Annotated in this window: 13 protein-coding genes; 10 read left to right on the forward strand and 3 right to left on the reverse strand. The window is 69.9% G+C overall.

Features of this window, described 5'->3' with window-relative positions; translation table 11 throughout:
• Positions 1–6 precede the first annotated feature (6 nt).
• Genes folB through CSX12_RS03155 form a run of 6 tightly spaced genes read left to right on the forward strand, consistent with a single transcriptional unit; the run spans position 7 to position 4,503 of the window.
• Complete coding sequence (gene folB / locus CSX12_RS03130; RefSeq protein WP_017204678.1) at positions 7–402, forward strand: dihydroneopterin aldolase; 396 nt, start codon at positions 7–9, stop codon at positions 400–402.
• On the forward strand, positions 399–938 hold the full coding sequence (gene folK / locus CSX12_RS03135; protein WP_124894822.1) for a 2-amino-4-hydroxy-6-hydroxymethyldihydropteridine diphosphokinase: 540 nt from the start codon (positions 399–401) through the stop codon (positions 936–938). The genes folB and folK overlap by 4 nt, the downstream gene beginning before the upstream one ends.
• Positions 935–1,417: a DUF3180 domain-containing protein gene (locus tag CSX12_RS03140; protein WP_017204680.1), complete on the forward strand. Its 483-nt coding sequence runs from the start codon at positions 935–937 to the stop codon at positions 1,415–1,417. Before folK ends, CSX12_RS03140 begins: the two co-directional genes overlap by 4 nt.
• Entirely contained in the window at positions 1,368–1,949 is a 582-nt protein-coding gene (locus tag CSX12_RS03145; RefSeq protein ID WP_124894823.1) for a PH domain-containing protein, read from the forward strand. Before CSX12_RS03140 ends, CSX12_RS03145 begins: the two co-directional genes overlap by 50 nt.
• On the forward strand, positions 1,946–3,808 hold the full coding sequence (locus CSX12_RS03150) for a PH domain-containing protein (RefSeq protein WP_241160553.1): 1,863 nt from the start codon (positions 1,946–1,948) through the stop codon (positions 3,806–3,808). The genes CSX12_RS03145 and CSX12_RS03150 overlap by 4 nt, the downstream gene beginning before the upstream one ends.
• A 2-nt stretch (positions 3,809–3,810) precedes the next feature.
• A complete protein-coding gene (locus tag CSX12_RS03155; RefSeq protein WP_124894824.1) occupies positions 3,811–4,503 on the forward strand; it encodes a DUF2520 domain-containing protein in 693 nt (230 codons plus the stop codon).
• 45 nt (positions 4,504–4,548) lie between these two features.
• Here CSX12_RS03155 and CSX12_RS03160 read toward each other — a convergent pair whose 3' ends face one another.
• Entirely contained in the window at positions 4,549–6,420 is a 1,872-nt protein-coding gene (locus CSX12_RS03160) for a DUF2207 domain-containing protein (protein WP_124894825.1), read from the reverse strand.
• Positions 6,421–6,500: 80 nt separating this feature from the next.
• On the opposite strand from CSX12_RS03160, the gene lysS reads away from it, so the two are divergent.
• Positions 6,501–8,033 carry a lysine--tRNA ligase gene (gene lysS / locus CSX12_RS03165; protein ID WP_124894826.1) on the forward strand — a complete coding sequence of 511 codons (1,533 nt, stop codon included), beginning with the start codon at positions 6,501–6,503 and terminating at the stop codon, positions 8,031–8,033.
• A 17-nt stretch (positions 8,034–8,050) separates the two neighbouring features.
• On the opposite strand, the gene CSX12_RS03170 is transcribed toward lysS, so the two are convergent.
• Complete coding sequence (locus CSX12_RS03170; protein ID WP_124894827.1) at positions 8,051–9,166, reverse strand: DUF4192 family protein; 1,116 nt, start codon at positions 9,164–9,166, stop codon at positions 8,051–8,053.
• Between the two features lie 112 nt (positions 9,167–9,278).
• On the opposite strand from CSX12_RS03170, the gene CSX12_RS18445 reads away from it, so the two are divergent.
• The 3 genes from CSX12_RS18445 (at position 9,279) to CSX12_RS03180 (ending at position 11,795) form a co-directional block, all read left to right on the forward strand.
• Positions 9,279–9,452, forward strand: coding sequence for a hypothetical protein (locus CSX12_RS18445; RefSeq protein WP_017204687.1), 174 nt, complete (start codon positions 9,279–9,281; stop codon positions 9,450–9,452).
• An 86-nt stretch (positions 9,453–9,538) separates the two neighbouring features.
• Positions 9,539–10,999 carry a cardiolipin synthase gene (cls, locus tag CSX12_RS03175; RefSeq protein WP_017204688.1) on the forward strand — a complete coding sequence of 487 codons (1,461 nt, stop codon included), beginning with the start codon at positions 9,539–9,541 and terminating at the stop codon, positions 10,997–10,999.
• A 49-nt stretch (positions 11,000–11,048) separates the two neighbouring features.
• Positions 11,049–11,795, forward strand: a complete 747-nt coding sequence (locus CSX12_RS03180) for a hypothetical protein (protein ID WP_017204689.1) — start codon at positions 11,049–11,051, stop codon at positions 11,793–11,795.
• Between the two features lie 19 nt (positions 11,796–11,814).
• On the opposite strand, the gene CSX12_RS03185 is transcribed toward CSX12_RS03180, so the two are convergent.
• Positions 11,815–12,813 (reverse strand): diacylglycerol kinase family protein, encoded by a 999-nt coding sequence (locus CSX12_RS03185; protein ID WP_124894828.1) that lies wholly within the window; start codon positions 12,811–12,813, stop codon positions 11,815–11,817.
• Positions 12,814–12,820: the final 7 nt, after the last annotated feature.

Consider the following 12,820-nt stretch of genomic DNA (forward strand, 5'->3'; position numbering starts at 1 on the left):
AGAGGCATGGATTTCCTCGATGAGATCGTCCTCACCGGTCTGACCGTCTTCGGCCGCCACGGCGTGTACGCGCATGAGCGAGAGGACGGCCAGGAGTTCGTGGTCGACCTCCGGCTGCGGATGTCGCTGGAGCAGGCCGCCGCCTCGGACGACGTGGCCGACACCGTGCACTACGGCGAACTGGCCGAGAAGGTGGCGGGAGTCGTCGAGGGCGAGCCCGTCAACCTGATCGAGACCCTCGCCGAGCGGATCGCCGCGGTGGCGCTGCAGGACGCCCGCGTGCAGAACGTGACCGTCACCGTGCACAAGCCGCACGCCCCGATCGACCGGAACTTCGCCGATGTCGCGGTGACCGTGCACCGCAGCCGCGGGCCCGAGTGGCTCGAGGACATCACCGCATGAGCCGCAGCCTCGCGAAACCCCCGCAGCTGCCCGGTCCTCGCCCCGCGCGACCGGAGACCGTCGCGGTCGTGGCGCTCGGCGCGAACCTCGGCGACCGACACGAGACGATCCGCGCTGCTGCGGAGCGCATCGCACGGCTGCCGCTGGTCAGCGACGTGCGCCTGTCCGCCCTGTTCGAGACCGTCGCCCTGCGTCTCGACGGGCCGGATCCCGACGCCCCCGGCTACGTGAACGCGGTCGCGCTGGTGACCACGCGTCTGGCGCCGGAGATCCTGCTCGGCATGCTGCACGCGATCGAAGACGAGAACGGGCGGGAGCGTCGAGAGCGCTGGGGCGACCGCACCCTCGACCTCGACCTCATCGCGTACGGCGACTTCGTCTCGGACGAACCGCGGCTGCAGGTGCCGCATCCGCGCGCCGCAGAGCGCCTGTTCGTGCTCGAACCCTGGCTGGACGTCGACCCCGACGCCGTGCTGCCGGGGTGGGGCAGGGTCGCCGAGCTCGCGGCGTCCCTCCGCGCCAGGGGCGAGGAATGAGACGCACCTCGGCCGGACTGCTCGTCGTCCTCGCCCTGCTCGGCGCCGGCGGCGGCTTCCTTCTCGATCACCTGCTCACGGCGGGCGGTCGCGCGACCTTCACCCCGTCCCTGCTGCTGCCGGTGCTGCTCCTGCTGATCGCGGCGGCGTCCCTCGGAGTGGCCTGGCCGGTCCGGCGCAGCGTCCGGTCGGGCGTCCGCATCGATCCGTTCCGGGCTCTGCGGGCCGCGACGCTCGCCCGTGCATCGAGCCTGCTCGGCGCGATTCTGGCCGGCTTCGGCGCGGGGCTGCAGCTGTTCCTCCTGACACGGCCGATCGAACCCCCGGTAGGGTCGACTGTGGCCATGCTGGCCCTCATCGGAAGCGCGATCGTCCTCGTCGTCGCCGCGCTCGTCGCTGAACAGTTCTGCACCCTGCCGAAGGATCCTGATGACTCAGAACCCAGAGACCGCGCCCCTGAACCCGGCGGAGGGCACTGACCTCGACGCCCTCGACCAGGGGACCTACGCGAAGCTGCGCACCGCGCGGAACGAGGCCAGGCTCGAGCTCGACGGCACATGGCACCAGATCTCGCCGCGCTACGTCGTCTCGCAGATCGTGCAGAACGTGATCTTCATCGCGATCGTCGTCGCGGTCGCCGTCGTGCTCAACGTCGTGCTCGAGCAGGATTGGGTATGGATCCCGGCCGGCGTGATCCTGTTGATCACGGTCATCACGCTGGTGATCCTGCCCCGTCAGGCGAAGGCGATCGGCTACATGCTCCGTGCGGACGACATCGTGTTCCGCAAGGGCATCCTCTGGCAGCGGATGATCGCCGTCCCCTACGGACGCATGCAGTTGGTCGACATCACCCAGGGGCCCCTCGACCGCGCCTTCGGGGTCTCGCAGCTGAAGATGGTCACGGCCGCCGCGACCACCGGCGTGCAGATCCCGGGCCTGACGCAGGCGGCATCGGAAGCGCTGCGCGACACCCTCATCCAGGTCGCCGAGACGCGTCGGACCGGCCTGTGAGCGAGCCGCAGCCTCCCCTGACGCCGAGCCCGCAGGCATCCGCCGTGGAGCCGTCGACCACGCTCGCGAACGGCGAGTGGCACCGGATGCACCCGCTCACCCCGCTCTTCAAGGGCGGTCTGGCGCTGATCATCGTGGCCGGCATCGTGGTCGCGAACATGCGCGATCGCGTCATCAACTGGCTCGTCGCGCTGTTCACGCCCGAGGAAGCCCACTACGGCGACTACACCGGCGGCGATCCAGTCGACTGGGTACTGGCGAACAACCTGATCCTCGTCGCTCTGCTCAGCGTGCTCGGACTCGTCCTCGTGCTGGTGGCGATCTTCTGGTTCGTCTGGCGCTTCCAGCAGTTCCGGATCACCGGCGACCACGTCGAGGTGCGCAAGGGCATCATCTTCCGCTCGCACCGGCGGGCGCCGCTCGACCGGGTGCAGGGAGTCAACCTGACCCGACCGTTCCCCGCTCGCATCATCGGACTGGCGAAGCTCGAAGTCGTGGGTGCCGGCAATGACGCGAACGTCGAGCTCGAGTACCTGGCGACGCCTCGCGCCGAGTCGGTGCGTGCGGACATCCTGCGTCTGGCCTCCGGCGCGCGAGCGGCGCGTCACGCCGCGCTCAACCCCGACGCCGCGGGAGCGGCCGCTGCGGCGCCCGCGTCCGCGCGCGCGCAGCTCGTCGGCTCGATGAACGCGGGGGTCAACGACCTCATCGCCGGCGTCGACCTCGCCGACGTGGTGCCGGAGAGCGTGGTCAAGATCCCGACCGGTCGACTCGTCGGATCGCAGCTGATCTCGGGCCTGCTGTGGCTGGTCTTCTTCGGAGTGATCTTCGCCGTCGCGATCGGCAGCACGCTCATCGGCATGCTCGTCGACGGCGACCCGGACGGCGGCGTCGTGCTCCTCGGCATCGGGCTCGGGATGGGCATCCCGATGGTCATCGCCGTGGTCGGTATCACCTGGGCGCAGATCTCCAAGTCGCTGCGGTACTCGATCGCGCCGACGCCCGACGGCGTGCGCATCACCTACGGACTGCTGACGACCGTGACCGAGACGCTGCCGCCAGGGCGCATCTTCGCCGTCGAGGTCTCGCAGTCGCTGCTGTGGCGTCCCTTCGGCTGGTGGATGATCAAGATCAACCGCATGAGCGGCAAGAGCGCGGCGCAGCAGTCGTCGGGGAGCGGCCAGCAGTTCAACGTCGTCCTCCCGGTCGGCAAGCGCGCGGACGTCGAGCGCGTGCTCGCCCTCGTGCTGCCGGATGTCCCCGCCGCGAGCATCTCCTCGCTCTGGGATCAGGGCGTGGTCGGGCCGAGCGAGGGCGACGCGTACCGTCGGATGCCCCGTCGCGCGTGGTGGCGCCGTCCGGTCTCCTGGAAGCGTCACGGTTACCTCGTCGAGGAGTTCGGCCTGATCCTCCGACGCGGGAACATCTGGCGGAAGCTCGCGGTGTTCCCGCTGGCGCGGCTCCAGGGCGTCTCGCTGAGCCAGGGACCCATCGACCGGGCGCAGCGCGTGTCCGGAGCGCAGGTGCACACCGTGCCCGGGCCTATCACGGGCTACCTCTCCGGGCTCGAGCGCGCCGATGCGCTGGCGCTCCTGGACGATGTCAGCCGAGCCGCCGCGGAGGCGGCGTCTCGGGATACGACCCATCGGTGGAGCGAGCACGCGTCGACGCCGACGGCCGTGGCCGCGCCCGTGGCCCCGCCGCCCTACACGGGCCCGCCGCCGGTCTTCACCGCGCCGGGGCAGACGCCGCCTGCGCCTCCGGTCGCCCCGCCGCCCGCGCCTCCGGTCGCTCCGCCTGCTGCGCCTCCGGTCGCCCCGCCTGCGCCGCCCGCTTCACCCGCTGCGCCGGGGGAGTGAGCGTGGTCCGTGACGGACGCCTCGGCGTCGGGATCATCGGCGCCGGTCGGGTCGGTCCGGTCGTCGGAGCGGCGCTCGCCGGAGCCGGACACGCGGTCGTCGGGATCACGAGCGGTTCCGACGATGAACGCGCCTCTGCGGTGCTGCCGGACGTCCCCGTCCTGGACGCTCTGGAGGTCGTCCGTCGGGCGGAGCTCGTGATCCTCGCCGTGCCGTCCGAGCAGTTGCCGTCGCTCGTCTCCGGCATCTCCGAGGTGGGCGGCTGGCAGATCGGCCAGCTCGTGCTGCACACCGACCCGGCGTACGGCATCGAGGTTCTTCGTCCGGCCGCCGAGCGCGGGGCGATCCCGCTCGCGGTTCATCCGGCGATCACGTTCACCGGAACCTCGATCGACCTCCGACAGCTGCAGGCGGGCTTCGCGGCCGTGACCGCGCCTGCCGCCGTGCTGCCCATCGCACAGGCGCTCGCGGTGGAGATGGGGTGCGAGCCCGTGGTGATCGCCGAAGAGGACCGCCCCGCGTATGCGGACGCGATCGCGACGGCCACCGAGTTCTCGCGATCCATCATCGGTCAGTCGACCGCACGCCTCCGCGAGATCGGGGTCGAGAACCCCGGCGGCTACCTGTCGGCGCTCGTGCAGTCGACCGTGGAGCGCGCGCTGCGCGAAGCCTCGGACGAACCGCCCCTGATCTGAGGCACCGCTCCGCTGAGGCGCCGCTGAGCTGAGCCCGGCGGTCGCTCAGCGCCCGCCGGAGAACCCGCCTCCCCCGCCCCCTCCGGAGAATCCGCCGCCGAACGATCCACCTGTGCTCGACGAGCTGGACGGCGCCGAGTATGTCGCAGCCGAGTGCGACGACGCGACGAAGGATGCGAGCTGCGCTCGCAGCAGGAAGGAGCCGGGATCGCCGATCCAGGCCGCACCGCGTTGCTCCCGTGCGTATGCCTGCTCCAGCACATCACCCCATTCGTCCTCCAGACCGAACAGGATCGCGTAGGGCAGGAGCCTCTCGTACACGTGGATGACGTCGGCGGTGCCGTCCGGACGGCGCTCGGCACCGGTGTACGACTGCAGCATGCGAAGACGGTCGGCGTCCGCGACGCGGATGAACTCCTTCACGCCCTGCAGATACTCGGAGACGCGGGCACCCTCGGCGGTGGGGACCGTGTGCCGGGAGAACGCATAGAGGCTGGAGAGCAGCACGAGAAGGACGGCGAAGGCGGCGGCGACGAGGCCGGGGATCGCGGAGAGACGGCCCGTGCTCGCGGCCACGATCCCCAGCGTCAGGCCCACGAGGGCGATCGCGATGGCGCACCACTGCACGATCACGGCACCGCGACTCCGCGCCTTCTCGGTGAGGCCGCGCGACTCCGCCTCGAGCAGGCCGCCCTGCTGCAGAGCCGTCATGCGCGCCGCGAAGGCCTCGTCCGCTGCGGGCAGATCGACGACTCCTTCCGGAGCAGCACCGAGGAAGAGCGCGTCGAGCGCCTGTGCGTCGAGAGCGTCGGGAGCGGGTGCCCCGGCGATGCGGCGCAGCCGCGGCTCCTCGGATGCGGTGCCCTCCTCGATGCGCAGTGCTCCGCGCACCGCGAGATGGACGATCTCCGCCGGGATCACATCCTTGGCGCCGGGCACGAGGGCCGCTGCGACCAACGGCGGCAGGGAATCCGGTACGTCGTACTGCGCGACGACGACCCCGGTCGCCGTGCGCCGACGACGGGCGAACGCGGAGACGGCCACCCAGCTGCCGACGGACACACCCACCGCGCCCACGGCCGCGGCCACCGGGGCGACGTCGCCCACGGGATCCGGCGTGCGAGCGAGAGGCTGCGCGACGGTGCCCGCCTCGAAGCCGACGGCGACCGTCACCCCGTCTCCGGCCGGAAGCTCCGCGGCTTCGACGTCGAACGTCGCCCGTCCGTCCTCGGTACCGGGCCCAGCGAGTTCGCACTCCTCCGTCGACCCTGCCGGTCCCGTGTAGCAACGGGTGTCGCCGGTGAGCTTCGTGCTCATCTCGGCGTCGAACACGATCTCGGCGCGGAACCGGTCGATCGGCTGCGTGCTGTCGAGGGGCAGCAGGTTCCAGTAGAACTCGTCCACCGAGGGGTTCGACGACCCGGCAGCCGGCTCAGTCGCCAGGATCACGTCCCGCATCTCGTACTCGATGACGTAGGTGGTCAGGCCGTGCACGTAGTCGTCGTCTCCCGTGAGGACGAAGAGCAGTCCGTCGTCCTCCTCGGTCTCGTACGGCACCGCTGCGCCGGTCTCATCGGTCACCGACAGGACCGTGGTCTCCGTGCTCGCTCCCTGGTACTCGGTGGCGAGGCCTCGGACGATGCCGCGATTCTGGTCCGTCTCCGGGAACCGGGCGACCAGGGTCTCCGTCACGTGCATCCGCGCGCGGCCCTCGTCATCGAGCCCGACCTCGTACGCGGAGGTCCACGAGCTGTAGGAGAAGTCGTCCTCATCGTCGGCCGTGACCGCCGTCTGCGCCTGCGAGGCGACGGCCGAGGTGTGCTCGGCCGGGGCTGCCGTGGCGGCGGTGGGCATGACCACCGCCCCGAAGGCGAGCATGAGGACAGCGAACGCGCGGAGGATCCGTGGATGGCCCATTGTTCGAGGCTACCCAGCCTGGGCGGAGAGTCCGCACGCCGCCTCGGTAAACTGGCAGGGACTTCCAAGGAGCCCCCCACATGACTGACGCGTCCGCCGCGCCCGAATCGGCCTCGACCGACCCTTCCTCCGAAGAGGACGTCCACGAGCAGAAGGCCGTGCGACTCGCGAAGCGCGAGCGTCTGATCGAGAAGCGGACGGACCCGGGCGGGGGAGCGTTCCCGGTCGCCGTCCCCGTCACCCACACGATTCCCTCGTTGCGCGCCGAGTACGGCGAGCTCGAGGCCGGCGCCGAGACCGGCGTGATCGTCGGGGTCGCGGGGCGCGTGGTCTTCAGCCGCAACACCGGCAAGCTCTGCTTCGCCACGCTCCAGGCGGGTGACGGATCCCGCATCCAGGCCATGATCTCCCTCGCGAACGTGGGCGAGGAGTCGTTGGCCGACTGGAAGGAGTACGTCGACCTGGGTGACCACGTCTTCGTGCACGGCGAGGTCATCTCCAGCCGTCGCGGAGAACTGTCGATCATGGCCGACGACTGGGCGATCGCGGCCAAGGCGATCCTGCCGCTTCCCAACGCCTACGCCGAGCTCAGCGAGGAAGGGCGCGTGCGCAGCCGCTACCTCGACCTGATCGTCCGCGAGCAGGCGCGCACCACCGTCCGCGCGCGCGCCGCCGTGAACGCGAGCCTGCGAGCGACCTTCGCGAGCCACGACTACCTCGAGGTCGAGACTCCGATGCTGCAGGTGCAGCACGGCGGGGCCTCCGCGCGGCCGTTCATCACCCACTCCAACGCCTTCGACACCGAGCTGTACCTGCGGATCGCGCCGGAGCTGTACCTCAAGCGCGCGGTCGTCGGCGGGATCGAGCGGGTGTTCGAGATCAACCGCAACTTCCGCAACGAGGGCGCCGATTCGACGCACAGCCCCGAGTTCGCGATGCTCGAGGCGTATCAGGCCTACGGCGACTACAACCAGATGGCCGCGCTGACGCAGGAGCTGGTGCAGAAGGCGGCCATCGAGGTCGCCGGCTCCACGACGGTGACCTGGGCCGACGGCACGGAGTACGACCTGGGCGGCGAGTGGGACCGCATCTCGATGTACGAGTCTCTCTCGGCGGCCTCCGGTCGCACCGTCACCCCGCAGGACTCCGTCGAGGACCTGATCGCGTTCGCCGAGGAGAGCGGCGTCGACCTGCCCCCGCAGGCGACCCACGGCAAGCTCGTCGAGGAACTCTGGGAGCACTTCGTGAAGGGCGGCCTGGTCCGACCGACGTTCGTGATGGACTTCCCGGTCGACACGTCGCCGCTCGTGCGGGAGCACCGGTCGATCCCGGGAGTGGTGGAGAAGTGGGATCTGTACATCCGCGGCTTCGAGCTGGCCACCGGGTACTCCGAGCTCGTCGATCCCGTGATCCAGCGCGAGCGCTTCGTCGAGCAGGCGAAGCTCGCCGCCCGTGGTGACGTCGAGGCGATGCCGGTCGACGACGAGTTCCTCCGCGCTCTCGAGCACGGCATGCCGCCGTCCGGGGGAATGGGCATGGGCATCGATCGGCTGCTGATGGCGATCACGGGACTGGGGATCCGGGAGACGATCCTCTTCCCCCTCGTCAAGTAGCGTCGGCTCGCCCCTCGTCACCGCCGCTGCCCCCGTCGGAACACCCATTCCGGAAGCACGGCGTTGCCGATCAGGGCTTCCAGAAGCACCGCCAGCGAGTAGTCCGGGTCGATCTCCCGTGCCATCTCGAGGTAGCGTCCCGCGTGAGTGGCCCGGCCGAGTGCCCAGGCCAGCCATGCGGCGACCGTGAGCGGTGCGGGTCGGGAGGATCGTGGTGCGCGGGCAGCTGCGCCACGGACGACGGCGAGCGCGTCGCGCAGTCGCTCGGTGTCGGGCATCGCGCCCTGTCCGAGGAAGACCCGGCCCAGGTCGTCGGGGAATGCACGACCCGCGTGGGCGAACGCCGTCTGCGCCCCCAGTGTTCGGACTCCACCGGAGAGATCAGTCGCCCACTGCGCGATCGCGACGTCACGCAGGAACGGCCGGTCGAGACACCACAGCAGTGCCGCCGTCGCGAACGGCGGAAGGTCATCGGGAGCCGCGAGAGCGGATTCGAAGAAGACCGGGATGTCCTCCAGCAGCACGAGCGCGGCGATGAGCTGCGGGTTCTCGCGGCCGCTCACACGCCCTGTCGCGCTCGCGTCGAGAACGGCTGCGAGCTCGACGACCGCCCTTCCCACGCGTTCCTTCTCCGCGAAGTCGACCTCCGGAAGGTCCACCCCCGCCGACTGGTCGCCGCGGACGTCATCGCCGGCGGCGGAGGGGAGTGGGCGGATGTGCTCGAGCGCATGCAGCTGCGGTTCGGCCTCGAGGAAGCTCGCCCAGCCCGAGGGAGTGACGCACAGCGCGTCGACGATGCGGAGTCCGGCGTCTTCGGCGCAGCCCAGCACTTCATCGACGACGACCGCATACGGGAGGACGAGACCGTCGCGCGTGGGATGCGCTTCCTGGTCGGTGTACACGACCACCGCGATGGCGTCGGTCTCCGGCACGCGCGCCGTGAGGCCGACGGCCGCATCGGCGTATGCGTCCAGGTCGATGTCGTCGTCGGGGAGGTCGAGGCGCATCGCTCCGTCGGTGCGGCTGCCGTGGAAGGGCAGCAGCACGACGCTCTCCCGCGGTGTGAAACCGGCGAGCGAGGGGACGATGCCGAGGAAGGCGGCGGAATCGGTGGCGTGGAGAACGGTTGTCATCCCGAGAGTGTCGTCGAATCGCACGCGCGGCGACGGCGGAACGGACGCTTGTGGACGCAGATCCTGGGAACGCGCGAATGTGCACGAAGAGTCGCTCGCGTACGATGGAGGGATGGAGAACATCTGGGTCGCCGTGGCATGGTCGCTACTGCCGACCGTCGGGGTGAGCATCGTGTTCTTCGTCGTGGTCCGCGGCATCCTCCGGTTCGATCGCACCGAGCGCAAGGTGCACGCGCAGATCGAGGCCGAGGAGCGCGCCGCACGCGGCCTGCCGCCGCGCGTCTGAGTCCGACCCATCGGCTACTGTGAAGCCAGCGCACCGTGCCCGGTGCGCCTCGGACGTTATGGTCACTGCGGTGGCGAGGGAGCACGATGACTGCGGAGACCTGGGGCTGGTGGATCGCCGCCTTCCTCCTGGTGCTCGACATCATCATCCGTGTCACGGCCATCATCGTGATCCCACGCAACCGTCGCCCCACGGCGGCGATGGCATGGCTGCTCGCCGTGTTCTTCATCCCCTTCGTCGGAGTGTTCCTCTTCCTGGTGATCGGCAATCCGCGCCTCCCGCGCGCGCGTCGGCGGAAGCAGGACCAGATCAACGAGTACATCGCCGAGACGAGCGAGCACCTGCACTTCGGCACCCTGCGCCCGAACGCCCCCGCCTGGTTCGGCCCGATCGTGCAGATGAACCAGAGGCTCGGTGCCCTGCCGCTCTCCGGTGACAACGGCGCGCACCTGATCTCGGACTATCAGGAGTCGCTCGACGAGATGGCCGAGGCCATCCGCACGGCCCAGCAGTACGTGCACGTCGAGTTCTACATCCTGCAGTCGGACGACTCCACCGACAACTTCTTCCGCGCGCTGGAGGAGGTCTCGGCGCGCGGAGTCGAAGTGCGCGTGCTGCTCGACCACTGGGCGAACAGGGGCAAGCCGCGCTACCGGCAGACGATCGCGCGACTGAACGCGATGGGCGCCGACTGGCACCTCATGCTCCCGGTGCAGCCGCTCAAGGGGAAGATGCAGCGCCCCGACCTGCGCAACCACCGCAAGCTGCTCGTCGTCGACGGTGTGGTCGCGTTCCTCGGTTCGCAGAACATCACCGACTCGACCTACAACCTGAAGAAGAACATCAAGCGCGGTCTGCACTGGGTCGACCTCATGGTGCGCCTCGACGGACCGGTCGTGCTCAGCGTCAACGCGATCTTCCTCAGCGACTGGTACAGCGAGACGGATGTCGTGCTCGAGGAGATCGACATCGCGCACGCCAACATCGGTTCCGGAGACCTCGACTGTCAGGTGGTGCCGTCCGGTCCCGGGTTCGAGGTCGAGAACAACCTCCGCCTCTTCCTCGCGCTGCTGTACGCGGCGAAGAAGAAGATCATGATCGTGAGCCCCTACTTCGTCCCGGACGAGGCTCTGCTGCTCGCCGTCACCGCCGCCGTAGACCGGGGAGTCCATGTCGAGCTCTTCGTCTCCGAAGAGGGCGACCAGGCGATGGTCTACCACGCCCAGCGCAGCTACTACGAGGTGCTGCTCAAGGCGGGCGTGCGCATCTGGATGTACCGCAAGCCCTACATCCTGCACACCAAGACGCTGACGATCGACGACGAGGTCGCCGTCATCGGCTCGAGCAACATGGACATGCGCTCGTTCGGTCTCAACCTCGAGGTGTCGATGCTCGTGCGCGGCGAGGAGTTCGTCGACGAGATGCGCGAGGTCGAGGACAAGTACCGCTCGCTCAGCCGTGAGCTCACGCTGGAGGAGTGGATGGAGCAGCCGCTGCGCTCGACGGTCCTCGACAACCTGGCTCGCCTCACCTCCGCGCTGCAGTAGGCGGGCGGGCGGGCTACCCGCGGTTCCGCGGCGCGAGTAGCCTGAGGGAATGACCCCCACCAGGCTCGCCGTCGCCGCGTCCTCCGCCCTCGTGGCCGTCCTCCTCCTCGCCGGTTGCACCGTCGGCCCCGGTGGAGCCGCACCGCACTCGACCTCGGATCCGTCGAGCGGACCCGGCAATGCCGGCAGCGGCGAGGACCACGACGACATCGAGGGTGCGCTGCTCGACGACGGACGCATGTTCGCGGTCGTCACGTGGGGATCCTCGACGTGCGTGCCGCAGGTCGATCAGGTCACCGCGGAGGGGCAGACCGTGACGGCGACGCTCGTCGAGCCCGAAGGCGACGGCGCCACCGAGAAGGCGTGCACCGCCGACCTCGCCCCGCGTGCCAGCATCGGGGCCCTTCCGGAGGGTGTCGATCCGACGAAGGACATCGAACTCCGCATCACGTACGGCGACATGACGGACGACGTTGACCTCGACGGCGACCCGGACGCCTCCGGCACACCGGGCACGCCCACCGAGTACCTGCCTTCCGCGGGTTGGTTCGACGACAGCGGCCTCGTGCTGCTGACATGGGGGTCGTCGACCTGCCTTCCGGTCGTCGAGTCGGTGGAGGGGTCCGGCGACGCCGGGACGGTGACCTTTGCGACCGACGGGAATCAGGTCTGCACCATGGACATGGTGCCCCGCGCGACCATCCTCGCCTTCGGCGACGACACGGTCGACGACGACAAGACCTTCACCCTGACGATGGTCGGCGGGGGGCTCGACGGAACGGTCGAGGTCCGCTGACCCGGAGGGCACCGCTCGCTCAGATCATCGCGACGGGGTGGCCGCTCGGCAACGCCAGCAGCAGCGCGCCGGGGTCAGCCCAGCAGGTGATGCGCACTGCGGAGCCGAACTCATCGCCGTCGAGCTCGACGGGGGTCGACTCGGGCACCGCGGCCTCGGCCGCAGCCCCGCGGAAGTAGTGCACTGACGCGTTCCGGCCGCGGCGCTCCAGCACGCGTCGGCCTGCGCGGAACCGTCGGAGGACGGAGTTGTCCCACCAGATCTTCCGCCACACCGCGACCCAGCCCAGCACCCCGGTGGGCTGGATGACGGCGATGTCGAGCGCGGCATCCGTGATCGAGGCCTCGGGGATCAGCGCGATGCCCGCGGGAAGCGTGCCGCAGTTGGCGAAGAGCACGCTGTACGCCCGATGCGTGTGCAGCCGGCCCTCATCGATCTGGTAGACCGTGCGGAACGGCTTCGCCCTCGGCAGGGATCGCGCGGCTCCGTCCACGTAAGCGATCCACCCGACGGACTTCTTCAGATCGGATCGGGTGTTCGCGATCATGTCCGCATCCAGGCCGATGCCGGCGAGCACCACGAACGCGTGCTCGGATTCCGTGCCGTCCTCGCGCGTGATGCGCGCCCAGCCGATGTCGATCGGATGCCGGAAGTCCCCGAGGGCGGCGCGGATCATCTCGTCCGGATCGCCGAGCGGCAGCCCGAGGTTGCGGGCCAGGAGATTGCCGGTGCCGCTCGGCAGGATCGCGAGCGGCACTCCCGTGCCGGCGATCGCCTCCGACACCGCACGAACCGTGCCGTCGCCGCCCGCCACGAGGACGACATCCACCCCGCGCTCGAGAGCCTGCGCCGTGGCGAGCTGCCCGGCATCCTCGACCGTCGTCGGGTAGAAGGCCGGATGCTCCCACCCGGCTTCACGCGAGAGGTCGCGCACACGGGCTCGCAGGTTCTTGCCGTCGACCTTGATGGGGTTGTAGACGAGCGCCGCCTGTCGCTGGACGGGTGCGCTCGTGGTCATGGCGCTA

The sequence above is a fragment of the Microbacterium sp. Y-01 genome (assembly GCF_003856715.1).
GTDB lineage: Bacteria > Actinomycetota > Actinomycetes > Actinomycetales > Microbacteriaceae > Microbacterium > Microbacterium algeriense.